The sequence below is a fragment of the Pseudoxanthomonas sp. PXM03 genome (genome assembly GCF_014852005.1).
Classification (GTDB): Bacteria; Pseudomonadota; Gammaproteobacteria; order Xanthomonadales; family Xanthomonadaceae; genus Pseudoxanthomonas_A.
Map to the genome: position 1 here is coordinate 1,450,792 of NZ_JACVAU010000001.1, position 26,723 is coordinate 1,477,514.

22 protein-coding genes are annotated in these 26,723 nt (G+C 68.8%); 9 read left to right on the forward strand and 13 right to left on the reverse strand.

Features of this window, described 5'->3' with window-relative positions; translation table 11 throughout:
• Window positions 1–36 precede the first annotated feature (36 nt).
• The 3 genes from IB223_RS06805 to IB223_RS06815 are packed head-to-tail and all read right to left on the reverse strand — an operon-like array spanning window position 37 to window position 2,311.
• On the reverse strand, window positions 37–627 hold the full coding sequence (locus tag IB223_RS06805) for a YigZ family protein (RefSeq protein ID WP_192200846.1): 591 nt from the start codon (window positions 625–627) through the stop codon (window positions 37–39).
• Entirely contained in the window at window positions 624–1,760 is a 1,137-nt protein-coding gene (locus tag IB223_RS06810; protein WP_192200847.1) for a hypothetical protein, read from the reverse strand. Before IB223_RS06810 ends, IB223_RS06805 begins: the two co-directional genes overlap by 4 nt.
• Window positions 1,757–2,311 carry an RNA polymerase sigma factor gene (locus tag IB223_RS06815; RefSeq protein WP_192201278.1) on the reverse strand — a complete coding sequence of 185 codons (555 nt, stop codon included), beginning with the start codon at window positions 2,309–2,311 and terminating at the stop codon, window positions 1,757–1,759. Before IB223_RS06815 ends, IB223_RS06810 begins: the two co-directional genes overlap by 4 nt.
• Window positions 2,312–2,573: 262 nt before the next feature.
• Between IB223_RS06815 and IB223_RS06820 the strand changes: the two genes are divergently transcribed.
• Window positions 2,574–5,480, forward strand: a complete 2,907-nt coding sequence (locus IB223_RS06820) for an EAL domain-containing protein (protein ID WP_192200848.1) — start codon at window positions 2,574–2,576, stop codon at window positions 5,478–5,480.
• A 27-nt stretch (window positions 5,481–5,507) separates the two neighbouring features.
• On the opposite strand, the gene IB223_RS06825 is transcribed toward IB223_RS06820, so the two are convergent.
• The 4 genes from IB223_RS06825 to xseA all read right to left on the reverse strand — a co-directional run bounded on the left by IB223_RS06825 (window position 5,508) and on the right by xseA (window position 9,653).
• Entirely contained in the window at window positions 5,508–5,891 is a 384-nt protein-coding gene (locus IB223_RS06825; RefSeq protein ID WP_192200849.1) for a hypothetical protein, read from the reverse strand.
• A gap of 66 nt (window positions 5,892–5,957) precedes the next feature.
• Complete coding sequence (locus IB223_RS06830) at window positions 5,958–7,745, reverse strand: VWA domain-containing protein (RefSeq protein ID WP_192200850.1); 1,788 nt, start codon at window positions 7,743–7,745, stop codon at window positions 5,958–5,960.
• Between the two features lie 95 nt (window positions 7,746–7,840).
• Window positions 7,841–8,185, reverse strand: coding sequence for a ribonuclease E inhibitor RraB (locus IB223_RS06835; RefSeq protein ID WP_192200851.1), 345 nt, complete (start codon window positions 8,183–8,185; stop codon window positions 7,841–7,843).
• A 139-nt stretch (window positions 8,186–8,324) separates the two neighbouring features.
• Window positions 8,325–9,653, reverse strand: a complete 1,329-nt coding sequence (gene xseA / locus IB223_RS06840) for an exodeoxyribonuclease VII large subunit (protein ID WP_192200852.1) — start codon at window positions 9,651–9,653, stop codon at window positions 8,325–8,327.
• Window positions 9,654–9,771: 118 nt separating this feature from the next.
• On the opposite strand from xseA, the gene IB223_RS06845 reads away from it, so the two are divergent.
• The 4 genes from IB223_RS06845 to IB223_RS06860 all read left to right on the forward strand — a co-directional run bounded on the left by IB223_RS06845 (window position 9,772) and on the right by IB223_RS06860 (window position 14,537).
• Entirely contained in the window at window positions 9,772–11,067 is a 1,296-nt protein-coding gene (locus IB223_RS06845) for a hypothetical protein (RefSeq protein ID WP_192200853.1), read from the forward strand.
• Window positions 11,068–11,129: 62 nt separating this feature from the next.
• Window positions 11,130–11,528: a DUF2946 family protein gene (locus IB223_RS06850; RefSeq protein WP_192200854.1), complete on the forward strand. Its 399-nt coding sequence runs from the start codon at window positions 11,130–11,132 to the stop codon at window positions 11,526–11,528.
• A 62-nt stretch (window positions 11,529–11,590) separates the two neighbouring features.
• A complete protein-coding gene (locus tag IB223_RS06855; RefSeq protein WP_192200855.1) occupies window positions 11,591–13,792 on the forward strand; it encodes a TonB-dependent receptor in 2,202 nt (733 codons plus the stop codon).
• A gap of 70 nt (window positions 13,793–13,862) precedes the next feature.
• Entirely contained in the window at window positions 13,863–14,537 is a 675-nt protein-coding gene (locus tag IB223_RS06860) for a hypothetical protein (RefSeq protein WP_192200856.1), read from the forward strand.
• A gap of 3 nt (window positions 14,538–14,540) precedes the next feature.
• Here the strand turns inward: IB223_RS06860 and IB223_RS06865 are convergent, their stop codons facing one another.
• Together IB223_RS06865 and IB223_RS06870 are read right to left on the reverse strand one after the other, a co-directional pair.
• Window positions 14,541–15,095, reverse strand: coding sequence for a response regulator transcription factor (locus tag IB223_RS06865; RefSeq protein ID WP_192200857.1), 555 nt, complete (start codon window positions 15,093–15,095; stop codon window positions 14,541–14,543).
• 10 nt (window positions 15,096–15,105) lie between these two features.
• Window positions 15,106–16,344: an ATP-binding protein gene (locus IB223_RS06870; protein WP_192200858.1), complete on the reverse strand. Its 1,239-nt coding sequence runs from the start codon at window positions 16,342–16,344 to the stop codon at window positions 15,106–15,108.
• Window positions 16,345–16,442: 98 nt separating this feature from the next.
• Between IB223_RS06870 and ispG the strand changes: the two genes are divergently transcribed.
• Together ispG and IB223_RS06880 are read left to right on the forward strand one after the other, a co-directional pair.
• A complete protein-coding gene (gene ispG / locus IB223_RS06875) occupies window positions 16,443–17,708 on the forward strand; it encodes a flavodoxin-dependent (E)-4-hydroxy-3-methylbut-2-enyl-diphosphate synthase (RefSeq protein ID WP_192200859.1) in 1,266 nt (421 codons plus the stop codon).
• A gap of 4 nt (window positions 17,709–17,712) precedes the next feature.
• Window positions 17,713–18,384 (forward strand): phosphatase PAP2 family protein, encoded by a 672-nt coding sequence (locus IB223_RS06880; RefSeq protein ID WP_192201279.1) that lies wholly within the window; start codon window positions 17,713–17,715, stop codon window positions 18,382–18,384.
• A gap of 170 nt (window positions 18,385–18,554) precedes the next feature.
• Here the strand turns inward: IB223_RS06880 and IB223_RS06885 are convergent, their stop codons facing one another.
• On the reverse strand, window positions 18,555–19,166 hold the full coding sequence (locus IB223_RS06885; RefSeq protein ID WP_192200860.1) for a hypothetical protein: 612 nt from the start codon (window positions 19,164–19,166) through the stop codon (window positions 18,555–18,557).
• A 55-nt stretch (window positions 19,167–19,221) separates the two neighbouring features.
• Complete coding sequence (locus IB223_RS06890; protein ID WP_192200861.1) at window positions 19,222–20,637, reverse strand: pectin acetylesterase-family hydrolase; 1,416 nt, start codon at window positions 20,635–20,637, stop codon at window positions 19,222–19,224.
• A 379-nt stretch (window positions 20,638–21,016) separates the two neighbouring features.
• On the opposite strand from IB223_RS06890, the gene IB223_RS06895 reads away from it, so the two are divergent.
• Window positions 21,017–21,958, forward strand: coding sequence for a DedA family protein/thiosulfate sulfurtransferase GlpE (locus tag IB223_RS06895; RefSeq protein ID WP_192201280.1), 942 nt, complete (start codon window positions 21,017–21,019; stop codon window positions 21,956–21,958).
• 10 nt (window positions 21,959–21,968) lie between these two features.
• Here IB223_RS06895 and IB223_RS06900 read toward each other — a convergent pair whose 3' ends face one another.
• Window positions 21,969–22,865: a GGDEF domain-containing protein gene (locus IB223_RS06900; RefSeq protein ID WP_192200862.1), complete on the reverse strand. Its 897-nt coding sequence runs from the start codon at window positions 22,863–22,865 to the stop codon at window positions 21,969–21,971.
• 95 nt (window positions 22,866–22,960) lie between these two features.
• Between IB223_RS06900 and IB223_RS06905 the strand changes: the two genes are divergently transcribed.
• Window positions 22,961–25,681, forward strand: coding sequence for a serine/threonine-protein kinase (locus tag IB223_RS06905; RefSeq protein ID WP_192200863.1), 2,721 nt, complete (start codon window positions 22,961–22,963; stop codon window positions 25,679–25,681).
• A 12-nt stretch (window positions 25,682–25,693) separates the two neighbouring features.
• Here IB223_RS06905 and IB223_RS06910 read toward each other — a convergent pair whose 3' ends face one another.
• Complete coding sequence (locus IB223_RS06910) at window positions 25,694–26,602, reverse strand: DMT family transporter (protein WP_192200864.1); 909 nt, start codon at window positions 26,600–26,602, stop codon at window positions 25,694–25,696.
• Window positions 26,603–26,723: the final 121 nt, after the last annotated feature.

Sequence of the window (26,723 nt, forward strand, 5' to 3'; positions counted from 1 at the left end):
GGCTGAAGCCCCTCCCGCAGGCACCTGCCGCCGGATTCACGCTGCCGTGGATACCACGCGCACCCGGTTACGGGTGGCGTCGCGCAGATGGTTTTTCAAGGCTTCCGCGCGATCCACCGGGAGTTCCAGCGTCAGCAGCGCGCCGTTTTCATCGAACGATTCCTGCAGTTTGGTCGCCAGATGCGGTGCAAGCGCGGCATGCACCGCACCCAAGTCGTCGAACAGGCAGGCCAGCAGCAAGTGCGTGGTGGCCACCAGCGGCTGCCGCGGGGCGGTGCGCAGACATTCCGCCGCCGCACCGCCGTAGGCCCGCACCAGCCCGCCCGCGCCCAGCTTGATGCCGCCGTACCAGCGGGTCACCACCACCATTACGCGGTCGAAACCCTGGCCATCGATGGCGGCCAGGATCGGTCGGCCCGCTGTGCCCGCAGGCTCACCGTCATCGCTGGAGCGATATTCGCCGCCGATCCGGTAGGCCCAGCAGTTGTGTGTCGCGGCGGGATCGCCGACTTCGCGCAGGAAGGCGAGCGCCCCGTCGGCATCGGCGACGGAGGTGGCCTGTGCGAGGAAACGGCTGTGCTTCACCTCCAGCAACTGCGAGGCGCGCGCGGCGAGGGTGTCGCTCACGGTGTGCTGAGGAGCGGGCGCAAGTCGTCCGGGACGCGCTGGAACGGGTGCTCCTGCACGAACAGCTGCAGGCTGCGCAGCGCGTTGGCGTTGTCGCCCAGGTCACGGCGCAGTCGGATGCGGTCAAGCCATTCGTCCGGGGGCAGCCGTGTGTCAGCGTCGACCGGGACCTGCAGGTCTGTCCGCCGAAGGGCGGTGCGTGCGGCACTGGGCTGGACGCTGCCGGCACTGGCGGCCGGAGCGGGCGGGGGCGGTGGTGGCGCTGCCGGTGCGGGCGCTGCCTCCTGCGTACGTCCCTGGCGTTCCCGCGTGCTTATGCGGCTGCCGGTGACGGCGATCGTGTCGAGGGTGCGCCCTTCATTGGCGGCGGCCTGCTTGCGCCCTTCCTCGTAACGGGCGCGCTGTTCCTGTGAGAGCTGGGCGGCGGAACGCTGTTGTGTCTGCGCACGCGCGATGGCTTCCGGTACGTCGGCCGCCATCGCGGCCGGTGGTGCATACGCATCCGTTTCAGCCGGGAAGGCCTGGGGTGCCACCGGTTGTTCGCGCGACGATGCCTCCTCGGCTGAAGGCAGGCCGGGAACGGCGGGAATCAGTGCAAGGGGGCTGCGCTTCGGCGCGGCCTCCTGTCGCGCGGCGGCTTCCGCATTCTTGCGCGCGGGCCCGGACGGCGCGACGTCGTGCTCGATGACAGCGGATGGCGGAGGAGGCCGCATGGCCTTTGCCGGGGCGGCAGGTTCCGTCGCCACGATCACGGGCGGAGGAGCGAGCGATTCGACGGCGGGCGCGGCGGCATCCGCGGCGGCGACATCAGCGTCCTCGCCGATCAGCTGGGCCGAGCGCTGTGTCTGTGCCGGGGCTTCGCTGGCCACCGGGACGTCGTGGCTGGGGCGAAGCTGCCAGGCAATGCCGGCGGCCAGCAGTACCGATGCTGCCACCCCCATGCCGAGTGGCCAGCGTCGGCGGGTTGGCGGCACCGCGCCGCCCCGGGACGGCGTGTCCTGCACGGCCGCCCGCGCGGCGCCCAGGATGCGCGCATCCAGCTCCGGCGACGGCGCACCGTGCGGTCCCAAGCGGGACAGCGACTGCGCCAGCGCGCGTTCTTCAGGCGTCAGGGGCTCGTGGGGCATCTTCATGGGTTCAATCTCGTCCGCAACCGGTCCATCGCATAGCGCAGGCGCGATTTCACGGTTTCCCGGCCCACGCCGGTGATCTCGCCGATCTCCTCCAGGGTCAGTTCCTGCTCCAGCCGGAGCAGCACGACTTCGCGCTGTTCCGGCGGCAATTCGTCCATGGCCAGTTGCAGCTGCCGTCGCTGCTCGAACTCGGAGAGCTGGCGCTCCGGCGTGTCATGGTCGGGAACGCGTGCGGTCCGCTCGTCCGCGTCCACGGGCGCGGCGGGTCGGTGCTTCGATGCGCGCCAATGGTCGTTCAACCGATTGTGCGCGATCCGGTACAGCCACGTCCCGAATGCCGCCTCCGGCTTCCAGCCCTCGCGCGCGCTGATCACGCGCTGCCAGGTGTCCTGGAAGAATTCGTCGGCCAGCGCCGGCTCGCGCAGGTGGCGCAACAGGAACCGGTACAACGGGCCGCGGTGGCGCGCGTAGAGCTGTTCGAAGGCCGACGCGTCGCCGGCGGCGTAGGCCAGCATCAGGGTCTCGTCGGCGGGTTCTGCGAGGTCGTTCACCGACACCAGCGTAAGCCGTCCACGCACGCCCGTGAAGTCGGGGCGTGGTCGCGGCGCCGACACGTTCAGTGATCGACGCCCGTCGGGGATCGTGGTCGGGTGGGTCAAGGCGACAGGGGGAGCGGGACGGGGCACACGTTTTCAAACGCGCGACGGCCCTTGAAGGGGTTGCCTTGGCCGTTTCCGTTCAGGGGGCCTCAGGCGGTATGCTCGCGGCGGGGGACCTCCAGACACCACGCACCGACTCGTTCGGGACAAGGGCATGCCTACGCCATCGATCAGCGCCGACAACCCGGCCAGCGCAGACGCCTCGCCGGCGGATCGGATTGCGTCGATCCTGCGTGGGCTGCTGCCGGCCGGTGCTGAACTGGCGATCAGCTGGCGCGACTGGGCGCTGGGCAACGACAGCGGTGCCACGCCGGCGGCATCCGGTGCGCTGAAGCGCCGCGCCGAGCATGCGCTGGCCGAAGCGCAGGTGGAGCACGATGGCCCCGCGCAGCGCACATACGCGTGGGACAACGCCGATGGCACTGCGCGCGTTGCGCTGGCACTGGCATTGCCGCACCCGCTGGCCCCGCCCGAGGAGGAGGCCTGGCTGTCGCTGGCCCGCACGCTGCTGGTGACATCGCTGGATGCCGCGCGCGCGCAGGCGCGCATCGTTTCGCTGGAAAAATCCAAGCGACTGCAGCAGGCGCTCTACGAGATCGCCGACCTGGCCGGTGCCGACCTCGAGATGCCGGAGATGCTCCGCCGCATCCACGCGGTGGTGAACTCGCTGATGTATGCCGAGAACTGCTACATCGTGCTGTACGACGACCAGCGCCGCTCGGTCCGCTTCCTTTACTTCGCCGACCAGCGCGATCCCTATGTCGCCGAACCCGAGCGCGAATTCGGCGAGGAGGAGATGGCAAACAGCATGACCTTCGCGCTGCTGCGCCACGGCCAGCCGCTGCGCGGACCGTCGGCCGTCATCCGGCAGAAGCTGGGCGTGATGCGCGATCCCTCGCATGGCCCAGACAGCCTGGACTGGCTGGGTGTGCCGATGCGCCGGGACGACCGGGTCTGCGGCGCCATCGTCGTGCAGAGCTACGACGCGCCGGCGAGTTATGCCGACGAGGACCGCGCGCTGCTGGGCTATGTGGCGCAGCACATCCTGACCGCGCTGGACCGCAAGCACGCGCACGTGGAACTGGAACACCGCGTGGCGGTGCGTACGCACGAACTGCAGCGCGCCAACCGCGAGCTGCAGGCCGAGATCATGGAGCGCAAGCGCGCGGAGAAACTGCAGCGCGCATTGTTCCGCATCACCGACCTGGCCATCACCTCGGAAAGCCTGGAGCGTTTCTACGCCGATGTGCACGTGGTGGTGGATGAGCTGATCAACGCGCGCAATTTCTACATCGCGCTCATTTCGGACGATGGCGAGCAACTGGGCTTCCCGTATTCGATCGACGAGCGCGACCCGATGCGCCAGTCGCGGCGCCTGACCAACGGGTTGACCGAGTACGTCATCGCCACCGGGCGGCCGCTGCTGGCCGACCGCGAGGTGATCGGCCAACTGGCGGAGCAGGGCAAGCTCCTGCAGCACGGACCACCCGCCTACAGCTGGCTCGGCGTGCCGCTGTTCCGCGGCGAAGACGTGGTCGGCACGGTGGTGGTGCAGAGCTACACCGAAGAAGTGAAGTTCACGTCGCACGACCAGAACCTGTTGACCTTCGTCGCACACCACATCGGCAACGGCCTGGACAGGCAGCGCGCGCAGGAGCGCCTGCGCAGCGCGCACGCGGAACTGGAGCGCAGGGTCGACGAGCGCACTCGCGAGCTTGCCGAAGCGAACCACCAGTTGCGTGCGCAGATCGGCGAGCGCCTGCGCGCCGAACAGCAGCTGACGTACCAGGCGACGCACGACGCCCTCACCGGACTGCCCAACCGCCCACATTTGCTGGACAGGCTGTCGGCCGCCATCGAACGCGCGCGCCATGGCGATGGCCAGGCCTTCGCGGTGCTGTTCCTCGACCTGGACCGGTTCAAGCTGGTCAACGACAGCATGGGGCACGCGGCCGGCGATGAACTGCTGGTGGAAGTCGCGCGCCGCATCATCATGAGCGTGCGCGACGACGACGTGGTCTCGCGCCTGGGGGGCGACGAATTCGCGCTGCTGGTCGAGTACGCGGACGGCGTCGAGAACGTGCGCGACTTTGCCCAGCGCCTGTTGGCGTTGCTGGGGCGGCCGATGTGGGTGGCGGGGCGCGAGCTGTTTCCCTCCGCCAGCCTGGGCATCGCCATCTGGCACCCGCGTTACCGGAACGGCGAGGAATTGCTGCGCGATGCCGACGCTGCGATGTACCGCGCCAAGGAACAGGGGCGCGACCGTTGCGCCATGTTCGACGAGGCCATGCGCGAGGCGGCGATGCAGAGCCTGGACCTGGAGGCCGACCTGCGCCGCGCGATCAATCATCGCGACTTCCTGCCGTTCTACCAGCCCATCCGTCGCATGGACGACGGGCGCGTGATCGGGCATGAGGCGCTGCTGCGCTGGCAGCACGAACGGCGCGGGCTGCTGCTGCCGGCGGAGTTCATCGGGCTGGGCGAGGACAGCGGGCTGATCGAACAGGTCGACTGGCTGCTGTACGAGCAGGTGGTGCGCCAGATCGCGCGTGGTGTGGAGGGTTACATTTCGGTCAACGTGTCGCCGCGGCATTTCCGTTCGCCCGATTTCGGCGACCGGCTGCTGGCGATGTTCGAGGCGCACGGCGCGGATCCCGCGCGGTTGCGGCTGGAGATCACCGAGGTGGCGCTGCTGGATGATGCGCCACGCACGTTGCGCATCCTGCGCACGCTGCGGCAACACGGCATCCTGGCGCAACTCGATGACTTCGGCACCGGCTTCTCCGCGTTGTCGTACCTGCACCGCTTCCCGATCTCGGTGCTGAAGATCGATCGCAGTTTCGTCTCCGGGCTGGGCAGCGAAGCCCGGCCGGAAAGCCTGGCGCTGGTGCGCGCGATCCTGGCGCTGGCAGGTACGCTGGGCATCGAGACCATCGCCGAGGGCGTTGAAACCGAAGAGCAGCGCCAGTCGTTGATCGAACTGGGCTGCCTGCTCGGCCAGGGCTACCTGCTGGGACGGCCGGCAGCGCAGATGGAGGCGGTGGCGGCCGACGTCACCTGAGTTCTGAGGTTTGCTGCACACGCCACGCTAGCGGATGTGGATGGGTTCGTTGTCTCTCGGCTGCATCTGGCCCGACGCATGGACTTTCCTGTCGGCGGATACCTCCCGCCAGTTCACCCAGAAGTCACCGACACAGAGTCGCCTGAAGGCCACGCTGTCGGCGCCATGCGCCGGCACCTCGATCTGCTGCAGCGATGAGAGGTAGGGAGGGACGGTGGTGCCGTAGAGGGGAGCGTCGAAGTCCCGGGGCGACGGAGCGGCCAGCGCGTGGTCCGCATAGAAGCTCTTCAGCGACACTGCGACCGCGCTGGCACGGTGGTTCACCACGACGATGCGGATGCCGCAGCTGTCAGCGAATGCAGGGAGGGGAGTCAGCAGCAGGCACGACAGCAACAGAGTGAGGCGCTTCATGGCGAGGCTCGCTTCGTGAGCAAGGATAGGGGCCGGGGCCGATCCTTCGGCCCCGGTTTCATGCATTCAGTCGCCCGCAATGGCGGGTGCGTCGTCCTGCACGGCCACCAGCCGATGCGCCTGGTCGACCATGCCGACGAACTCTGCCTTCAGGCCATGCGGGTCACGGCCCGTCGCGCCGCGCGCGGTGCGCGCCACGTCGTTCCAGCTCCAGCCATCGATACGCTGTCCGCCACGCAGCAGATCGGCATAGGCCGCTACCGCGCTGGCGAAGCGGAAGGCATTGCTGGGCTGGGTGGTCAGCGACGTGCTTGCGATCGGCGTCTCGATCAGGCGGCTGCTGTCCTGGCCCGGCAGCTTGTACCGCAGGCGCACATGCGCGACCTCATTGGTGGAGGCACCGGCGGCGACCTGCTTGCCACCGTAACGCAGCGCGGGCAGGCGCTCGGCACTGCTGTCGACCGGCGTGATCTCGTACAGCGCCGTGACTTCGTGGCCCGCGCCGATGTCGCCGGCATCCACCTTGTCGTTGGCGAAGTCCTCGTTGGCGAGCACGCGGTTCTCGTAGCCGATCAGACGATATTCCGAGACGACGGCGGGGTTGAATTCCACCTGGATCTTCACGTCGCGGGCGATGGTCAGCAGGGTGGACTGCATTTCATCCACCAGTACCTTGCGTCCTTCCTGCAGCGTGTCGATGTAGGCATGGTTGCCGTCGCCGACATCGGCCAGGCGTTCGGCCATCGCATCGTTGTAGTTGCCGGTGCCGAAGCCAAGGGTGGTCAGCGCGATGCCCGACTTGCGCTGGTCGGCGACCATGGTCTCCAGGGCATCCTGGCTGACCGTGCCCACGTTGAAGTCGCCATCGGTCGCCAGGATGACGCGGTTCACGCCGTCCTTGATGTAGGCCTGTTTCGCCATCGCATACGCCAGCCGGATGCCGTCGCCGCCGTTGGTGCTGCCGCCGGCCTGCAGGCGGTCCAGCGAGGCAAGGATCTCGTCGTGCCGGTCGCCCGGCGTGGGCGGCAGCACCAGGCCGGCCGATCCGGCGTACACCACGATGCTGACGCGGTCCTGCCTGCGCAACTGCGGGACCAGCTGGGCGAAGGACTGCTTCAGCAGCGGCAGTTTGTCCGGCGACTCCATCGAGCCGGAGGTGTCGAGCAGGAACACCAGATTGGCCGGCGGCAACGTGGCCTTCGGCACGTCGTAGCCCTTGATGCCCACCATCAGCACCTGGCGCTTCGCGTTCCAGGGCGCTGGGGCGAGTTCGGTGGTCACGTTGAAGGGACGGCTGCGGTCGCTGGGTGCGGCATGACCGTAGCGGAAATAGTTGATGAATTCCTCCGCACGCACGGCGTCGGCAGGCGGCCGCTGGCCTTCGCGCAGCATGCGGCGCACGTTGCTGTAGCTGCCGGTGTCCACATCCACGGAGAAGGTGGAGACAGGTTCATCCAGCGTCCGGCGTACAGGGTTGTCGTCGCGCTCGGCATACTTCTCGGTGTTGGCAGGTTGCGCCTGCGGCGGCGGGGCCATGCCGCCCACCAGGTTTGCACTGCGATACGCGACCGTCGCCGGAGCGGGTGGCGGTGGTGGCGGTGCATGGGCATGGATCGGAGCTGCTGCTTTCGCTTGCCGGGCTTCCATGCGTTGGCCCGTGACAACGATGCTGTCCAGCGTGGACCGCTCGCGCCGCAGGGCCTCGGTACTGGCGGCATCAGCGGCAGCCTCCGCAGCCGCGTAGGCGTCGGAGGGAGCGGCTTCCGCGTCGGACGCGGGGTGTGCAGGAGGACTGGATTGGCAGGCGGCCAGGACAGCGACGGCCAGCAGGGTGACGGTCAGACGGTGCGACATGGCGTGACTCCGTGTGTGGGACAGGGAGTCGAACGCACGGGGCGTGCGAGTGGGGTTGATCGCATTGCCACCCGGCGGGTCGCCGGCCGGTGCGGCTACTCGATCACGCCCACATCCATGCCGTCATAGGCATCCAGGCCGTGCTCGTCGGCGAAGCGGTAAAGCGCCTGGTTGCGCTGGTCCAGGCTGTCGGGTGTGTGGATCTCGGTCTTCTCGACGTGCAGCCACCAGAGGTCGGGATCCTTGCGATTGTCCTTGTCTTCCAGGTACAGCGCGATCACGCGGTACCCCTGTTCCTGCAGTAACGGGACCACGGCTTCCAGCGCCGGCCGCGTGCCGTGGGTGAAGAAGTAGCCCCATACCATCGGCTTGCTGAGATCCCATGGCGTTTCCCTGGCCATGTTGTCGAACATTTCGACAAGTTGTTCGCGGGTGATCATCTATTGCTCCTGGTGATGGGTACGTACGGGGGACAGCGGAAGGGCGAGCGCCGTTGTGCCGGTCTTGCTACCCCCGTATCCGGAGGTTGTGTCATGGACGTCGGCGAAGGCGCACAGCGCGATGCATGCGGTGGCGCGCTCATTCCGCCCTGAGTTTCAGTGTTCCATCGCCCAGTCGTGCATCGACCCTGTCGCCGGGCTGCACCTGCGTCACCGAACGCACCAGCGTGCCGTCTTCCTTCGTCACCAGCGCATAACCACGGGCGACGGTCGCGAGCGGGCTGATGGCCTCCAGTGAACGGGCCAGGCCACGCAGGCGCAGCGCCTCGCGTTGCAGCGTGCGCGCGACAGCCGCCTGGGGGCGCGGGGCGAGGGCGAGCAGGCGCGCGCGCACCTGTTCCAGTCGGCGCTGCGGTGCATGGGCTCGCAGGACCGCGGCCGCGTGACGAACCGCAGCAGCGCGACGCGCCTGCTGGTCTCGCCACAGGGCATGCAGGCGGCGGGCGGCGTCTTCCTGCCGGCGTCGGAGCATGTCCAACCGCGCCTGCGGACGCAGTGCATTGAGACGCAGCGCGGCGCGGTCGGCGCGCTGCATGGCGTTGCGCAGCCTGTGCGTCTGGGTGGTGGCGAGCCGGCGCTGCAGCGCGTGTACGCGCGTCAGCAGATCGCGCCGGTCCGGCACCAGCAGCTCCGCTGCGACCGAGGGCGTTGGCGCGCGCAGATCAGCGGCGAAATCGGCGAGGGTGAAGTCGGTCTCGTGGCCGACGGCGGACACGACGGGGACGGGCGAGGCAGCGATGGCGCGGGCCAGGCGCTCGTCATTGAAGGCCCACAGGTCTTCGAGCGAGCCACCGCCGCGGGTGACCAGCAGCGCGTCATAACGACCACCCCGCGCCGCGCGCTGCAGCATGTCGACGATCTGTGCGGCCGCGGTTTCGCCCTGCACCTGCACGGGCAGCACGTCGACTTCCAGCAGCGGGAAGCGGCGCTGCAACACGCTCAGTACATCGCGCACCGCGGCGCCGGTCGGCGAGGTCAGTATGCCCAGCCGCCGAACGTGCTCGGGCAGGGGACGTTTGCGGGCGTCGTCGAACAGGCCTTCCGCCGCGAGCCTGGCCTTCAGTTCATCGAACGCGCGCCGCAACGCGCCTTCGCCGGCTTCCTCCAGGCTGTCGATCACCAGCTGGTAGTCGCCGCGCGCTTCGTACAGGGTCAGCCGGCCCCGCGCCAGCACGCGCAGACCCTCGCGCGGGGCGAACTTCAGCCATTGGCTCTTGGGCTTGAACATGGCGCAGCGCACCTGCGCGCGCGCGTCCTTCAGGGTGAAGTACAGATGGCCCGAGGCCGGACGGGTGACGTTGCCCAGTTCGCCTTCCACCCATACCAGCGGAAACGCGCCTTCCAGCAGGTCGCGGGCCAGGGTGTTCAATTGGGTGGGCGTAAGGATGTCGCGGGCGGTGTCGGTCATGCGGGAAGGATAAACGGTGGCGGTCTCATCGCCGCGAAGAGGTGCGACAGGGGGTCGCAGCCGCAGGGGCGGGTTCCATGATGGAATGACCGCGTCCCACCGCCCTGGAGTCTTCCGCATGCGCCGTTTCCCCTGGCCCCGCGCCTCCGTGCCGATCATGCTGACGATGCTGACGATGCTGGCGGCGTGCGCTCCCGCTGACGAGATGCCGTCCGCGGCGCGCACCGGGCCTGTCTCCGTGGTGAAGACGGTGGATATGCCGGCGCCGTCCGTCGCCGCGCAGCCCGACCTGATGGCGACGCCCGACGGTGCGCTGCTGCTGAGCTGGGTGGAACCGATGGGCGAGGCGGGTCACCGCCTGCGCTTCAGCCGCCTGGCTGCGGGCGCGCAGGGATGGGATGCGCCGCGCACGATCGCGGAAGGGACCGGCTGGTTCGTCAACTGGGCGGACACGCCGCACATCTACGCCATGCCGGATGGCTCGCTGTGGGCGCATTGGTTGAGAAGCACCGGGCCGGCGCGCATGGACTACGGCATCGACCTGGTGCGCTCCGGCGACGGCGGCGCGACGTGGAGCGCGCCGCAACTGGTGCATCCGTCCGGCACGCCGGGTGACCATGGCTTCGTGACGTTCTGGCCGCAGGCGCGCGACCGGCTGGGCATCGCCTGGCTGGACAGTCGGCAGAAGGCCGCCGACGGCGCGCACGCGCATCACGATGACGGCCACCATGGTGCCGGCGCCCCGATGATGCTGCGCGCCGCGCTCTACGATGCGGAGGCGAAGCAGGGGGCCGAGTGGCCGCTGGATACGTCGACCTGTGATTGCTGCACCACGTCTTCCGCCATGACCGATCGCGGCGCCGTGGTCGTCTACCGCGGACGGGGCGAGGGCGAGATCCGCGATACGCGCATCGTCCGTTTCGATGGCGAGCGCTGGACCACGCCACGCGACGTGCATGAGGATGGCTGGCAGATCGCCGGGTGCCCGGTGAATGGCCCGGTGGTCGTCGCCGAGGGTGGCACGGTCTGGGTGGCCTGGTACACGGAGGCGGACGGCATGCCCGAGTTGCGCGCGGCGCGTTCGCAGGATGCCGGCGACAGCTTCGATGCGCCCGTGACGCTGGCGAAGGGCACGCAGGTGCTCGGGCGGTTGGGGCTCGCGCGCGGCGACGGCCATCTGGTGGTGGCCTGGCTTGAACAGTCACCGGACGAGCAGCAGGTGCTGGTGCTTGCACGGCATGACGAGCGTTGGGGCCAGGCGCAGCGTACCGAGGTCGCCAGGCTGTCCGCGCGCGGCCGCGCAAGTGGTATCCCACGCGTGCAGTGGCATGCCGGTGCGGCATGGCTGGCATGGACCGACGTCGATGGCGACGCGCCGCGAATGAAAGGCGCGCGCGTGACGTTCACGCGTTGACCCGGGGTGCGGCATTCCGTCGCACCTGACCCCTCCGTGTCGCTGCGTCTAGAATGCCGCCCGTGATCCGATCGCACGCCTTGCTCCGACCGATGCTGCAGCTGGCCCTGCTGGCCGCGCTGCTGATGGCGTTCGCGCCGTCCGTCACGCGATGGGTGAGCGACACGGGCTCGCAGGTGTTGGCCGGGTGGACCGAACTGTGCACCACCGGTGGCATCAAATGGGTCGACACCCGCGCCGGATCACCGATGGAGGAATCGCCCGCACCGGCCGGCATGCCGATGGGCGCCGATTGCGCGTACTGCATGCTGGCCGCTGCATTGCCGCTGTTGCTGCTCTGCATCGCATTGCTTTTCCCGCGTCTCTCCGGAGACGTCATCGCAAGCGTCGTGACGCTTCCTCGCACGAGACGCCTGCGCCTGCGCGGCCTGGGCGGACAAGGGCCGCCCGTCCTGCTCTGAACCACAAGACCTCCCGTTGATCGTGCGGCCCGTGCGCTGCGTCCTTGTGCTTTGGAGTTTCCATGTCCCTGTCTTCCTGCGCGGCGCTGCGTGCGTCGCGCCTGTCCGTGGCCGTCCTGGTGGCCCTGTCGTTTCCGATCGTTGTACATGCCGCCGAGCGCATCACGTTGCCCGATGGTTCCCGTGCCACCCAGCTCGATGCCGTCGAGGTCAAGGGCCATGCGGCGCAACTCGACAAGGCCGCCGGCACCGGCACGCGCCTGGCGTTGAGCGTCATGCAGACACCGGCGTCGATCACGGTGATCGACCGCGAAACACTTGACGCACGCGGCGTGCGTACTACCCAGGAAGCGCTGTCGGGCATCCCCGGACTGACGGTCGCCTCGCCGCCGGGCAACGGCAATGCGGTGACGTATCGCGGCTTCTCCGGCAGCCAGATCACCCAACTGTTCAACGGCATCGATGTGCAGTACGCCAGCATCGCCGCGCGTCCGGTGGACGCGTGGCAGTACGAACGGGTGGAGGCCATCGGCGGTCCGTCGAGCTTCCTGTACGGTGCCGGCGCCGTCGGCGGCACGATCAACTACGTCACCCGGCTGGCGCGGCTGGATCGCGACGAAGCCGCGGTGCAGGCGTCGTGGGGCTCATTCCGCGACGGCACGCTGGCCATGGGCGCCAATCTGCGCATCGGCGGCGAGGATGCGCGCCAGGCGATCCGGATGGACGCCAGTACGCGCGATGCCGAGAGCTGGATCGATGGTCAGGAGCGCGAGGCGTCGACGCTGGCCGCATCGTGGCTGGTGCAATTGGCGTCCACGGTTCGCCACACGCTGGCCGTCGAGTACCAGCAGGAAGACAGCCATCGTCCCTACTGGGGTACGCCCGTGCGCCCGCCAGCGACCGGCCGGTTGTCGGTGCTGCCGGAAACGGTCGGGCGCAACTACAACGTCGCCGACGGCTACTACGGACAGGAGGTGCTGTGGGCGCGCTCGCTGCTGGAATGGACACCGGGTGAGCGCGACACCGTGCGCAACACCATCTACCACTACGACGCGCTGCGCGATTACCGCAACGTCGAAAGCTACCGCCTGGCCGCCGGCAACGACGGCGTGGTCCGCTCAGGTACGCTGCTGCAGCGCCATGACCAGCAGGTCTACGGCAACCGGCTGGAGTGGACTCACGAGGGCGTTCTGTTCGACCTGCCGACGCAATGGGCGACCGGCCTCGACGTCAGCTACAACCGCCAGACACGCTTTCCCCTGTCGCTGTCGGCCACGGTGGACACGGTGCCGCTCGACGCGGTGACGCCGGGCCGCTTCCTCGACGTGCCCGGCACGGCGATCGTCTACACGCCCGACCGCACCAACCGGCTGCGCACGCAGGCGGTGTACGTGGAAAACATGACCGAGCTGGCCCCGTCGCTGTCGTTGCTGACCGGGCTGCGCCATGACCGCATCGTGCTGGACGTGGTCAATCATCGCGCCGTGTCGGCGACCAATCCGGCGCGTTTCGAGCGCAAGTACACCCCCACCACGGGCCGCGCCGCGCTCAACTGGGCCATCACCCTGCAGGCGAGCATCTACGCGCAGTACAGCACGGCGGCCGATCCGCCGGCCGGCATCCTCAGCACCGCCAATTTCGCCACCCTGCGGGACTTCGACCTGACCACGGGAAGGCAGGTCGAAATCGGAACGAAACTGCAGACGCAGGACGGACGCAGTTTCGCCACGCTGGCCGCGTATCGCATCGTGCGCCGCAATCTCGCGATCACCGATCCCGCCAATCCGGGCCAGACGGTGCCGGTGGGCCAGCAGTCGGCGCGCGGCATCGAGGCAAGTTTCGGCTGGCGTCCGCAGGCATCGCTGAACATCGAAGGCAACCTGGCCTGGGTGGATGCCACGCTGGACGACTTCTACGAGAACGTCGGCGGCGTGTCCGTGTCGCGCGCGGGACGCCGGCCCACCAACACGCCTTCGCGCGTGGGCAACCTGTGGGTGGACTACGCCTTCGGCCCGCGCTGGTCAGCCGGCGTGGACCTGCGCGGCGTGTCCTCGCGCTACGCCAACGCCGCCAACACGCTGTCGACGGCGGGTTATGCCACCTGGGGCGCGCACGTGGATTTCAAGTGGAACGTGAGCACGGAGCTCACCCTGCGCGGCCGCAACCTCAGCGACCGCACCCATGTCGTGTACACGCTGGGCAGCACGATGGCCTATCTCGGCGATCCACGCAGCTGGGAGGTGGTGCTGCGCAAGACGTTCTGATGGGGACCCGCGCGCGGTGGCAAGGCGTGTTTCGGTAAGGTAGTGGCCGGACACCCGGAGGAAGCCTGCCATGCGCGGTCTCGATTTCAGTTCATGGCAGGGCCTGTTGACCACGCTGGCAGGGCTGGCGCTGATCACCGTGATCGGCGTCGGCATCCGCCTGCTGGTGATGCAGACGGTGCAGGAGCGGCGGGCGCGCGAGAACCGCCAGATCAACGAGCGCCTGCGCACGCTGATCGCGGCCTACAAGGTGCTGGGCGGCTCGTTTACCGGCGATCTCGACGTCGATCCCACCCACCTGCGCGAACTGCGCCAGCGTGCGCGGGAAGAGGGTCTGGACGCCGCCGATGAAGGCAGCGACCGCGCTCGCCGCATCCGCGATGCGGTCGAGGCTGCGCTCTCGGACATCATCCTGCTGGGCACGGACGAGCAGGTGCGACTGGCGGCGCAGGCGGCCACCGACCTCGCGGCGGGGCGTCCCATCCATACTGCTGCGCTAGTGGTGTCGCTGCGCGATTTCATCCGCAGCGTGCTCGATCTGCAGCCCATCCCGTCTGCGGTGTCGATCCCGCGCCAGGGGCCGGCGCGGCCGGTGGCCTCCAAAGGCAAGGGCGAGGGCGGGAAAGGCGAGGGACGCCAGAGCGGCGGAGACGGGGGTGCAGGGATGGGCGCGGCCGGCATCGGTGCCGGCGCGGGCATGGGGATCGGCGCGGCGGTCGATCCGGACCGCGACCCCGCGCGCTGACGCTTACTCGTCGATCCAGCGCCGCTCCGGCCCGGGTCGCTTGGCCAGCTTGCGCTGCAGCGAGCGCCGGTGCATGCCAAGCAAGCGTGCAGCGGCGGAGATGTTGCCTTCGGTTTCGGCCAGCGCCTGCTGGATGTGTTCCCATTCCAGCCTACTGAGCGGCGTCATGGTGTCTTCGGCCGCATCGGCATCGTCCAGCGGTGTGGCGGGTGTCTCCAGTCCCAGCGCACGCAGGATCGTCGGCACAGTGGCAGGCTTGGGCAGGTAGTCGTCGGCGCCACGCTTGATGGATTCCACCGCGGTGGCGACGCTCGCGTAGCCAGTGACCAGCAGGATCTGCATGTCGGCGCGGATGCCGCGCAAGGGTTCGATCAGCGCCAGGCCGGAATCGACACCCAGTTTCAGGTCGACCAGGGCGAAATCGGGCAGGCACTCGCGCGCCCGCGCCAGCGCACTGGCGGCGTCCAGTGCGATCTCGGTCTCGATGCCCTTGCGCGCCAGGCTGCGCTGCAGGGTGCGCGCGTAGAGTTCGTCGTCGTCGACCAGAAGGCCTTTCATCGGATGTGTCTCATGAGGATGTCTCGTCATTGCCCGCCACGGGCAGGCGGAACTGCACCTGCACGCCCTTGGGCGGCACGGCGCGCATGGTCATCCGCCCGCCGAGCCGCTCGATGGTGGCATGCGACAGGGCCAGGCCCACGCCCATGCCTTCGGGCTTGCTGGTGCGGAAGAGTTGCTCGGACTGGAACGGCAGCGCTTCGTGGAAACCGTTGCCGTAATCGCGCACGGTGCCTACCAGTTCATCGCCTTCGCAGCGCAGGTCCAGGTCCACGCGTTGCGACCCGGCCTGGCGGCTGGCGTCCGCCGCATTGTTGAGCAGTGCCTGCAGCAGGTGACCGGTGGACGTGTCGGTCGCCAGCCACGGCGGCAGTGCGCCGGTTCGCTGCAGTTCGACCGTCGGTCGGACTAGTTGCCAGCGCTGCACCACCTCGTCCAGGTCGACGCGCTGGCGCACGCCCATGTCGGCCGAGGCGGCGAGCGCGCGCACGCGGTCGCGGCACAGGTCGATCAGCTGGCGCATGGTGCCAGCGTCCTCGCGGATGTCGGGTTCGCTCGCGTGCTCTCGGATGTCCTCGGTCAGCAGCGTCATCGTCGCCAGCGGGGTGTTGAGTTCATGCGCCACGGCAGCGGCGTGCGTGGCAAGGGCGACGATGCCTTCGTTGCGCGCGAAGCGTTCGCGCAGGCGGGCCAGTTCCTGCTCGCGCAGGCGCAGCACGGCGACCAGCCGGGTGGAGAAATACAGCACCACGCCGGCAGACAACACGAAGTTCACCGCCATGCCCCACAGGTGCACGTTGAAGTTGTCGCCATGCAGGTGCGGCAGCGGCCGGCCGAACACGGCGGTCAGGATGTAGCCCAGCAGGCAGGCCACGCCGGTCGCCAGCACCCAGCGCAATGGCAGCGCCAGTGCAGACACCGCGATCAGCAGCAGGAACATCGAACTGAAGGGATTGCCGATGCCGCCGCTCCAGGCGACGAGCCAGGACAGCACGGCCACGTCCACCAGCATGTGCGCGAAGGCCTCGGCCGGCGTCTCTTCGCCTGGACGGCGGCTGCGCCAGGTGGCGTAGACGTTGAACAGCGCCAGCGCCCCGATGCCGGCCCACAGGGGCCAGCGCGGCAGGTCGATGTCCAGCAGGCCCAGCGCCACCAGCACCGTCACCGCCTGGCCCACGATGGCCACCCAGCGCAGGTTGCACAGGGTGCGCAGGAACGACGGCGTCAGCGTGAAGACGGTATTCGGCATCGCTACATGCTAGAGCAAGCGCGCGGACGGGGCCTGCGGCATGGCGTCGCAGGGCGGCGGCTGCCGGCCCGGACGGGCGGCCACGCTACAATGCCGGCATGCACGACGCCGTCACCCGCCCCACGCCCCCCACCGACGCCGCGCCCTGGCCGCGCCGCATCACCCAGGCCGTCCAGATCGGCAACGCCACCGTCGGCGGCGGCCGTCCGGTGGTGGTGCAGTCGATGACCAATACCGACACCGCCGACATCGCCGGCAGCGTGAAGCAGGTGGCGGAACTCTGGCGCGCCGGCTCGGAAATGGTCCGCCTGACCGTCAACAACCCCGAATCCGCCGCCGCCATTCCGCGCATCCGCGAGAAGCTGGAGATGATGGGCGTGTCGGTGCCGCTGATCGGCGACTTCCACTACAACGGCCACCAGTTGCTGGCGGGCGAACCGGCCTGTGCCGAGGCGCTGGCCAAGTACCGCATCAACCCGGGCAATGTCGGGTTCGGCAAGAAGCGCGACACGCAGTTCGCGCAGCTGATCGAATTCGCCATCCGCTACGGCAAGCCGGTGCGCATCGGTGCCAACTGGGGTTCGCTGGACCAGGCGCTGGCGGCGCAGCTGATGGACGAAAACCATACGCGCGAAATCCCATGGGACGCCGGCCGCGTGCTGCGCGAGGCGCTGATCCGCTCCGCGGTGGATTCGGCCGAGCGCGCTGTCGAGATCGGCCTGCCGCGCGACCGCATCGTGCTGTCGGCCAAGGTCAGCGGCGTGCAGGAACTGATCGCCGTCTACCGCGACATGGCCAGCCGCACCGACTTCGCCCTGCACCTGGGCCTGACCGAGGCCGGCATCGGCAGCAAGGGCATCGTCGCCTCGAGCGCCGCGCTGGCGGTGCTGCTGCAGGAAGGCATCGGCGACACCATCCGCATCTCGCTGACGCCGGAACCCGGCCAGTCGCGCACGCAGGAAGTCATCGTCGCGCAGGAACTGCTGCAGACCACCGGCCTGCGTGCGTTCACACCAATGGTCACCGCGTGCCCCGGCTGCGGGCGCACCACCTCCGAATTCTTCCAGGAACTGGCCAAGGTCGTGCAGGAGCACGTGCGCGGCAAGATGCCGGAGTGGAAGGTCACCCATCCTGGCGCCGAGAACATGACGCTGGCGGTGATGGGCTGCGTGGTGAACGGGCCGGGCGAATCGCGCCACGCCAATATCGGCATCTCGCTGCCGGGCACGGGCGAAGCACCTGCGGCGCCGGTGTTCGTCGATGGCGAGAAGAAGATCACCTTGCGTGGCGAGAACATCGCGCACGAGTTCGTTGCGCTGATCGACGACTACGTCGAGGCCAAGTACGCGCGTGCTGCCGGCTGACACACTGGCGAACGGCCGGCGCTTCATCGCCGGCCTGTTCCGTGAACACGGCGGGCGCCTGGTCCTGCTGTTCTTCTGCCTGCTGGCGCCGTTGTGGCTGTTCGTCGAGCTGGCGGATGAAGTCCACGAACTGGAAGCCTTCTACTTCGATGATCCGTTGCTGTGGCGCGCGCACGCGCTGAACGGCCCCGCGCTGGACCGCTTCTTCGTCTTCATGTCGGCGATCGGCTACCAGTGGGGCGTGGTGCCGGCGGACATCCTGCTGACGTCGGTGTTGCTGGTGCTGCGGCGCTGGCGCGAGGCCACCTTCGCAGGGGTGTCGTTCGCCGGTTCTGCGCTGCTGAACCTGGCCACCAAGCAGTTCTTCCAGCGCGACCGCCCCAGCCTGTGGGAGTCCATCGCGCCGGAGCACACCTTCAGTTTCCCCAGCGGCCACGCAATGGGCTCGGCCACGCTGGCGATGGTGGTGGTGCTGCTGTGCTGGCACACCCGTTTCCGCTGGCTGGTGGCCGGGCTGGCCGTGCTGTTCACGTTGACCGTCGGGGCCTCACGCATCTACCTGGGCGTGCACTACCCGTCTGACATCCTCGGCGGCTGGGCTGCCGGCGTCGCCTGGGTCTCGGGCGTCTACCTGGTGCTGTACCGCATCCGCGAGCGGCCGTGGCAGGTCAGATGAGGCGTCAGCTCTTCTGTAGGAGCGACGTAAGTCGCGACCGCACGAATCGAACATTCCGGTACGTAACCGATAGCGCCCTGTCCGTTGGCCTGTCGCCGGAGCAGGCGATGGCACTGTTGTGAGTGACGGCGTGCGGTCGCGACTTACGTCGCTCCTACAAAAAGCCGCGTCTACGGCGCGTAGGCACGCTCGCGTTCTTCCTGCAACCGCTGCCGCAGGTACTGGTCGCGGGTGAGTCCGGCGGGAATCGTGGTGGCGGCCATGACCTCGGCCACCACCTGCGCTTCGCGCGCCTTGTAGGACTGGAAGCGGGGGTCGTTGCGCTGCTGCGCGGCGAAGGCGGCCATGCGCTGGTCGGCGTGGGCGCGATAACGGTCGGCGATGGCCGCGACTTCTTCCGCCTGGCGCACCGGATCGTCGACGGTCGCTTTCACAAGCGCGGTGCGCAACAGCAGCGCTTCTCCCGCGGACAGGCCGTCCTCGGCCTCGTAGCGGTCGATCTGTCGCGACAGCCTGCCGGCACGTTCGCTGCGTTCCACTGCACGCAGCGAAGGGGCGCGCGCGAAGAAATCCTTCGCATCGGCCTCGAAGCGCTGGCGTTCGCGGTGCGCCTGCGCCTGTGGCGTAGCTTGCAACGACGACAGCGCCGATGAAGAGGCATCGGGCGCTTCGGCCTGCGGGCGTCGTGCGTTCGACGGCATGCCGGCGTCATCGCGCTTCCACCACAGCACGGCCGCCACGAAGACCAGGCACGGCACCAGCAGCGTAAGCAGTTTCTTCATGCAGTGTCCCTCGCACGCCGGGACCGCCGCCGCACGGCGGCCCCGGACATCGGCCTCATCCCATCAATTGGTCCACCAGCCAGTACAGCAGGTTGAACGGCTTGGCCTTGTCGGCCTTGTCGTCCTGCTCGCTGGCGTCGATCACCTTGCCCTGGCCATCGAGCACGCTGTCGATGAAGTGCTTCAGCTCCAGGTTCTGCGCCTGCACGTCGGCGTTCTTGAAGTCGACGATGGTGGTGCAGTGGCTCTCGTTGAGCGCGCGGTACTGCGGGAAGTAGCCACCGACGTTGTTCAACGTGTTCAGGCGGTCACGCAGGCGTGCGGTATCGACGTCCCAGCGCGCATGGATGCGCGCCTCCTTGGTCGCCTGGTCCGGCGCGTTGGCGATGTCGGGATAGAACCGTTCGTAGGAATAGGACGAGTAGTTGAGGTCTTTCCAGAAGTGCGTGTGGCCCAGGCGGTCGTTCGCGTACTTGCTGGAGAGGGCCGGGTACAGGGTGCCGAGTTCGTTGAGATCGAACTGCGGCAGGCCGCTGGCGAGGTAGGGCAGGGGCCCGTTGGGCTGGTCCAGGCCCCAGGCGCTGCGGATCAGCGCCATCAGCGGTTGCGAGGGATAGTCCACCGGATTGCCGTTCTTCAGCGTGGGGAAGATCGGGCCGGAGTCGTTGATCAGGAAGCTGCGCGTGGGTGCCATGTCGCGACGCAACGGATGGTAGCTGGTCAGGCTGCCCGCACCGCCTGCGCTGCAGCCGGTAGACAGCATCTGCGTGGGCCGCGGCAGGTTGTCCTTCAACCAGCCGACCACCGCGCGCACATTGCGCACCCCGTTGTGGTGCCAGACCAGTGGCGTGTTCTGGCCGCTCGGGTCGTTGTAGACCGCCACGCGGTCGCCGCTGTAGATGTCGCCGGTGCAGTAGGGTACGTAGACCATGTTCCAGCCCTGCGTCTTCACCGCATCGAACGGGCTGACGCGGGTAACGAACGGGCTGACCAGGCTGGCGCCGGGATTCAGCAGGCCCATGTAATCGTCGGGGATGCCGTTCGGATTGCGCGCACCGCGGATGCCGCTCTGGCCGCTGCAACTGGCGTAGTCCCAACAGGCGCCACCGCCTTCCATGTAGATGATGGTGTTGCGCGTATCGGCCACGCGGTTGACGAAGAACTTGAATGGCGAACCGTCGCCACACACCGCGCCGGTCTGCGGCGCGAGCTGGATGGTCTGCCAGGCGTCATAGCGCCCGGGCTGGAAGCCGTCGTTGAAACCCGACGGATTGGCCAGCAACGGGTAGGTGCCGGTGCGCTGGGCGGCGGTGACCTTGTTGTCCGCCTTGGGCGGCGAGACCAGGTTCACTAGGGTCTGCCAGAAGCTGTAATCGCCCTCCTCGGCTTTCAGTGGCGCGGCCACCAGCAGGGTGAAGCTGGCGGCTGCCAGGACGAGGGGCAGGCGTGCGGGTCGTACGGGTGCAACCATGATCGGATCCTCCGGCGAGAGTCAGGTGGACGTTCAACGGGATGGACTGCCTTGGCGTGCGGCACGCGTGGGGGCGGCGACCGTACAGGGGCGGATGGTGGGACGCCCGTCCCGTGACGGGATTAAGTCCATGTGATGGCGTCGGCTTTGGCTGCCGTGGCCCCCGACATTGGCCGCGATACCCCCCTTCGCATGCCGCGCGGCCGGCCAGGTAAACGGAGCGATCCCGCGTCGCAGCACGCACGTGCGGCGTTGTACCGGCGTGCGCTATCGCGGCCGGACAACGGATCGTTGCGGGCAGGCGCCTTGCCGCAGGCCGCCCGTGGATCGAACATGCCGATACCCGTCGCGGAACGCGGCGTGGACTCCGGGGATGGCAATGCAGGAACTGGTCGACCGATACGGCGTGCTGCTGGTGTTCGTCAACGTGCTGGCGTTGTCGCTGGGCCTGCCCGTGCCCGCGATGCCCACGCTGATCCTGGTGGGCGCCGGCGTGGCCATGCAGGCTGATCCGCTGTGGCTGCCGTTGGCCGGCGTGCTGGGCGTGTCGGTGTTGGCCAGCCTGATCGGCGACAGCGTCTGGTTCTACGCGGGCCGCCGCTACGGCAACCGCACGCTGCAGTCGCTGTGCCGGCTGTCGTTGTCGCGCGACACCTGCATGAAGCGCACCGAGCGCTTCTACGGCCGTTTCGGCATCCGCATCCTGTCGGTGGCGAAGTTCATTCCCGGACTGTCGATGGTGTCCGTGCCGCTGGCGGGCGCCATGCAGGTGCGGCTGCCGCCGTTCCTGCGCTACGACGGGCTCGGCGCGGCACTGTGGGCAACATTGGGACTGGGGCTGGGCGTGGTGTTCGCCAGGCAGGTCGAAACCGTCATCGATACGCTCTCGCAGCTGGGCACCGGTGCCGGCGTGGTCGTCGGCACGCTGCTTGCTGCATACGTGGGCTGGCGCTGGTGGCGTCGCCGATCGCTGTTGAAGTCGCTGGAGGCGGCGCGGATCGATCCACCGGAACTGGATGCGCTGGTCCGCGCGGGCCAGCCGCCGGTAGTGTTCGACATCCGCGCACCCGGTTTCCGCGACGTGGACCCCTACGTCATACCGGGTGCGATGTTCGCGGACGAACGCCATCTCGATGGCATCCTGGCCACGTATCCACGCGAGGCGAAGATCGTCATCTACTGCGCCTGTCCCGATGAGGTGTCGGCCGCGTGGATGGCGGCGAGGCTGCGCGAGGCGGGCTTCCGCGACGTGCTGCCGCTGAAGGGCGGCATCGATGCCTGGCGCGCGGCGGGCTACGGCGTGGACCGGCTGGGCGGCTGACCTTCCCGGATCAGTGCTCGATGCAGACCCGGTTGCGGCCTTCGCTCTTGGCGCGGTACAGCGCCGCGTCGGCGGCGGCCATCATGCGGCTGACGGTATCGCGCTCGGGCGTCAGCGCGGCGATGCCGATACTCACGGTGATGCGCTGCGCTTCGCCGCCGGGACGGAACACCACCGCCTCCACCGCCTCGCGCAGACGCTCGGCGAAGCCGTAGGCGGCCTCGGGCCCGCATTCGGGCAGCAGCACGGCGAACTCCTCGCCGCCGATCCGCGCCGCGGCATCGTCGTTGCGCACGTGCCGGCGCACCAGTGCCGCGATCTGCTTCAGCACGAGGTCGCCGGAGATGTGGCCGTAGCGGTCGTTGATCGGCTTGAACAGGTCCACGTCGATGATGCACATCGTCAACGCGCGCTGGTGCCGCATGGCGCGCGCGATCTCCTTCTCCACCGTCTCGATGAAGTGGCGGCGGTTGTACATCTCCGTCAGGGCGTCGTGGGTGGCGAGCTGGTAGATCTCCTCGTGGTAGCGCGCTTCCACACTGCTGTGGCTGATGAACTTGAGGATGCTCTCGCCCAGCGTGATGTGGTCGCCGTCCACCAATGCGGCTTCGGTCACCGGCATGTCGTTCAGCCGGGTGGTGTTGGTGGCGCCGAGATCGCGCACCCAGTAGGTATCGCCATCGCGCCAGATCTCGCAGTGCACGCGCGAGACGCTGTTGTGCGGGATATGCAGGTCGGTTTCCTGCGAACGCCCCACGCGCACCGGCTGGACATCGATGTCCGCGCGCCGGCCCAGGCCTTCGCCATGGATCACCACCACGCACGCCGAACGCGGCGCGTGCGGACGCGGACCGTCGCTCAGGATGGTCCGTTGCGTGGTGGGCGGATCGTGGAAATCCCGGGACATGCGTGTGCTGCTGGCAGGTGCGGGTCCGAGTGTAACGGATCGGTCGGTCAACTCACGCTTCCGCTACCATGGCCGGGCGCACCGGGGACAGTGGCATGACATCGCAACCTTACGACGACCTCGCACCCACCGAGAGCCTGGCCACGCGCCTGCAGGACGCACCTACCGCGCCCGACGGGACGCTTGCGCCGGGCGCACGGCTGGGGCGTTACCGCATCGAAGGCCTGCTGGGCCGGGGCGGCATGGGCGAGGTCTACCGTGCCGCGCAGCTGGAACCGGTCCGCCGCGAGGTGGCGTTGAAGCTGATGCGCGCGCAACGGCTGCAGGCGCGCCACCTGGCGTATTTCGAGGTGGAGCGGCAGGTGCTCGCGCAGATGCGCCATCCGGCGATCGCGCAGATCTACGACGCCGGTGCGACCGAAGAAGGCTTCCCGTTCTTCGCGATGGAGCTGATCGAAGGCACCCCCATCACGCGCTACTGCCGCGACCAGCGCCTGTCGCTGGACGCCCGCGTCGCGCTGCTGATCCGCGTATGCGAGGGCGTGCAGCACGCGCACCACAAGGGCGTGGTGCATCGCGACCTCAAGCCCGGCAACCTGCTGGTGGATACGCTGGATGGCAGGCCCGTCCCGAAGATCATCGACTTCGGCATCGCGACCACCGCGTCGCTGGCCGGCGATGCCGTGCTGGAGCGCGCGGGCACCCCGGAGTACATGAGCCCCGAGCAGGCGCAGGGCGATCCACGCGAAGTGGATACGCGCAGCGATGTGTATTCGCTCGGCGTGGTGCTGTGCGAACTGGTGACCGGCGTGCGGCCGGAAGCCGTGGGCGAGACCTGGTTCGCGGAGACCCCCACGGCCGTCGCGCCGTCGTCGCGGCTGGCGGGATTGCCGACGGAGCAGGCACGCGAGATGGCGCAGGAGCGCGGTCTTTCGCTCGCGCGGATGCGCGATCGGCTGCGCGGCGACTTGGACTGGATCGTGCTGAAGGCCATGCAGCACGAGCGCGACGCCCGCTACGATTCGGCTGCGGCCCTGGCCGACGATCTGCAGCGCTACCTGGATGACAGGGTGGTCTCCGCGGTGCCCGCCAGTCGTGGCTATGTGTGGCGCAAGTTCCTGCGCCGCCACCGCGCTGCGGCCGTCGCGGCCGGCGTCGCGCTGGTGGCGCTGCTGGGCGGGCTGGGGCTGTCGCTGTATGGCCTGCAGCAGGCGCAGACGCAGCGCAGCGTCGCGGAAGCCCGCAGCGCGGAACTGGAGAAGGTGGCGGCGTTCCAGCAGTCGATGCTGGAAGGGATCGATATCGAGACCATGGGCGTGGGTCTGTCGGAGGGTCTGGTCCGACAGGTCGGCAGCCTCGACCCGTCGGCGGCCGATGCCTTCGGTGCGACGCTGGCGAAGACCAGTACCGGCGATCTGGCGCGCGACCTGGTGGACCGGCAGTTGCTGGCGAACGCCGAGGACGCGATCGCCCGGGATTTCGCCGACCAGCCCGACGTGGCGGCCAGCCTGCGCGAGTCGGTGGGGCACGTGTACGCCGCCATCGGCCGTCATGACAAGGCGGCGACGCACTTCGCGCATGTGGCGGATTACCGCAGCACGGTGCTGGGCGAAGGTGCGCAGGAAACCCTGCGTGCGCGCCGGGACCAGGTGCAGGCGTTGCTGGAAGGCGCCCACATCGACCAGGCGGAGGCCGTGCTGCAGAAGGCGCTGCCGCGTGCGTTCGCACTGCCGGTCAACGACCGCGTGCGGGTGAAGCTGGAGCTCGCGCAGGCGCAGGTGATCTCGGCGCGGGGCGACCGGCCGCGCGCGAAGGACGTGGTACAGGCGGTGCAGGAGCGCCTGCTGTCCAGCGTGGGCGAGGGCGACCCTGCGACGCTGGAAGCCACCAACGATCTGGCGGCCGTGCAGCGCAACCTGGGCGAACTGCCCGAGGCGCGCGCCAACATGGAGAAAGTGTTCCGGTTGCGCACGGCCACGCTGGGCGCGGACCACGAGGAAACACTTTCGGCGATGGGCAACCTCGCGGTCCTGCGCATCATGAATCGCGAAAAGGATGCCGCCATCGCGATGCAGCGGGACCTGACCGGACGCTACACGCGCAAGCTGGGCAGCGAACACCCGGTCACCCTGCAGGCGCGCAGCACGCTGGCCACGATGATGGTCGACGCAGGCCAGGCCGATGAGGCGCTGCCACTGCTGAAGGATGCGCTGGCCGCGCGCGAACGCGTGCTGGGCCGCGATCATCCGCAGACCGTCCGCACGCGCCTCAACCTGGCGACCGCGCATGCGCGCCTGAAGGACTACGCCGCCGCGTTGCCGCTCGAGGAGCAGGTGATCACCGTACGCAGCCGCGTGCTGGGGCCATCGCACCCGGACACGCTGTCGATCCTGGTCAACCACGCCGGCACGCTGCTCAACGCGAAGCAACCCGAGGCCTCGCTGCGCCTGCTCACCGATGTCCAGCCCCTGGCGCTGAAGGTGCTGGGCGACAAGCACCCGCAGGCGCAGCTGACGATGGTCATCCGCGCCGAGGCGCTGCGCACGACCGGGCGCGCGCGTGACGCGCTGGCGGAGTACCAGAAGCTGTTCGACCTGCGCCGCGCAGTGCTGGGCGAGCGGCACGTGGAAACACGCACGGCGGCCTGGAACCTGATCGACACCTACCGTGAACTGGGGCGCGGCGGCGAGGCCGACGCGCTGCACCGGCAGTACATCGCCCCGTTGCTGGCGGCGGACCCGGGCACGCTGGACGACGCCGACGCCGAGTTCGTCAGCCGTTATCACGAAGGAAAGCGGCCCGGCAAGCAGACCTGAGAACGCCCGGCCTCACTCGCCGGGCTTGGCCGCCGAACTGGAGGCTTCCGATGCCGCGCGGCGCGACAGCACGGCTTCGCGATGGGCGATGTAGGCGTTGGCGCCGAAGATGATGCCGGCGCCGAGCAGCGTCCAGGTGTCCAGCGTCTCGTCGAACAACAGCCAGCCGAACACCGCGACGACCGGCAGCTGCATGAAGCTGATCGGCGTCAGCGCGGAGACTTCGCCCAGTTTCAACGCGCGCGTCCACAACATGTGGCCGCCGGTGCCGAGTACACCCGCTGCGACCACCCATACCCAGGTGATGCCCTGCGGCCATTCCCACACCGCCAGCGCAGGCAGCAACGACATCGGCACCCATAGCAGCGTGGTGTAGATGACGATGCGGTCGGCCGGTTCGGTGTGCGAGAGCTGCTTGATCTGGATCGCCACCAGCGCGCTCATCACGGCCGCCAGGACGGCGATCAGCGCATCCGCCGTGAATGCCGAGGTGCCCGGCCGCACGATCACCAGCACGCCGATGAAGCCGAGCACCACCGCCGTCCAGCGACGCGCGCGCACCTGCTCGTTGAGCATCGCGGCGGCGGCGATGGTGACGAACAGCGGGGTGGAATAGGACAGCGACACCGCCTGCGCGAGCGGCAGGTGGCCGATGGCCCAGAAGCCGGCCAGCATCGAGCAGATGCCGATCACGCAGCGGAACAGGTAGCGCGGGAACTGGGTGGTCTTCAGGAAGCCGGGGCCGTGGCGCAGGATCAGCGGCGCCGCTGCCAGCAGGCCGAAGAAGTTGCGGAAGAACGCGATCTCGAAGGTGTGCAGCGTGGCCGAGGCCAGGCGGATCGCCACCACCATCAGCGCGAAGAACACCGTGCTGCCCAGCATCAGCACGGCGGCGCGGTAGTGGGCGGGCAGGGTGGGCATCAGCCGCAGGGACCGGCCCCTTCCCCCGCACGCGGGGGAAGGAGGGGATGGGGGCGAACGAAGTCACGGACGTCGAACCCACCGTTGATCGGTGGCGATACGACAAGGCGCGGCGGTCGAG

Coding starts and splice junctions, on each gene's coding strand:
- IB223_RS06885 (WP_192200860.1), bottom strand. CDS start 19,166: ATGAAGAAACTGCTTACGCTGCTGGTGCCGTGCCTGGTCTTCGTGGCG.
- IB223_RS06835 (WP_192200851.1), bottom strand. CDS start 8,185: ATGATCACCCGCGAACAACTTGTCGAAATGTTCGACAACATGGCCAGG.
- IB223_RS06820 (WP_192200848.1), top strand. CDS start 2,574: ATGCCTACGCCATCGATCAGCGCCGACAACCCGGCCAGCGCAGACGCC.
- IB223_RS06830 (WP_192200850.1), bottom strand. CDS start 7,745: ATGTCGCACCGTCTGACCGTCACCCTGCTGGCCGTCGCTGTCCTGGCC.
- IB223_RS06900 (WP_192200862.1), bottom strand. CDS start 22,865: ATGTCCCGGGATTTCCACGATCCGCCCACCACGCAACGGACCATCCTG.
- ispG (WP_192200859.1), top strand. CDS start 16,443: ATGCACGACGCCGTCACCCGCCCCACGCCCCCCACCGACGCCGCGCCC.
- IB223_RS06895 (WP_192201280.1), top strand. CDS start 21,017: ATGCAGGAACTGGTCGACCGATACGGCGTGCTGCTGGTGTTCGTCAAC.
- IB223_RS06810 (WP_192200847.1), bottom strand. CDS start 1,760: ATGAAGATGCCCCACGAGCCCCTGACGCCTGAAGAACGCGCGCTGGCG.
- IB223_RS06890 (WP_192200861.1), bottom strand. CDS start 20,637: ATGGTTGCACCCGTACGACCCGCACGCCTGCCCCTCGTCCTGGCAGCC.
- IB223_RS06860 (WP_192200856.1), top strand. CDS start 13,863: ATGCGCGGTCTCGATTTCAGTTCATGGCAGGGCCTGTTGACCACGCTG.
- IB223_RS06905 (WP_192200863.1), top strand. CDS start 22,961: ATGACATCGCAACCTTACGACGACCTCGCACCCACCGAGAGCCTGGCC.
- IB223_RS06865 (WP_192200857.1), bottom strand. CDS start 15,095: ATGAAAGGCCTTCTGGTCGACGACGACGAACTCTACGCGCGCACCCTG.
- IB223_RS06845 (WP_192200853.1), top strand. CDS start 9,772: ATGCGCCGTTTCCCCTGGCCCCGCGCCTCCGTGCCGATCATGCTGACG.
- IB223_RS06870 (WP_192200858.1), bottom strand. CDS start 16,344: ATGCCGAATACCGTCTTCACGCTGACGCCGTCGTTCCTGCGCACCCTG.
- IB223_RS06910 (WP_192200864.1), bottom strand. CDS start 26,602: ATGCCCACCCTGCCCGCCCACTACCGCGCCGCCGTGCTGATGCTGGGC.
- xseA (WP_192200852.1), bottom strand. CDS start 9,653: ATGACCGACACCGCCCGCGACATCCTTACGCCCACCCAATTGAACACC.
- IB223_RS06825 (WP_192200849.1), bottom strand. CDS start 5,891: ATGAAGCGCCTCACTCTGTTGCTGTCGTGCCTGCTGCTGACTCCCCTC.
- IB223_RS06855 (WP_192200855.1), top strand. CDS start 11,591: ATGTCCCTGTCTTCCTGCGCGGCGCTGCGTGCGTCGCGCCTGTCCGTG.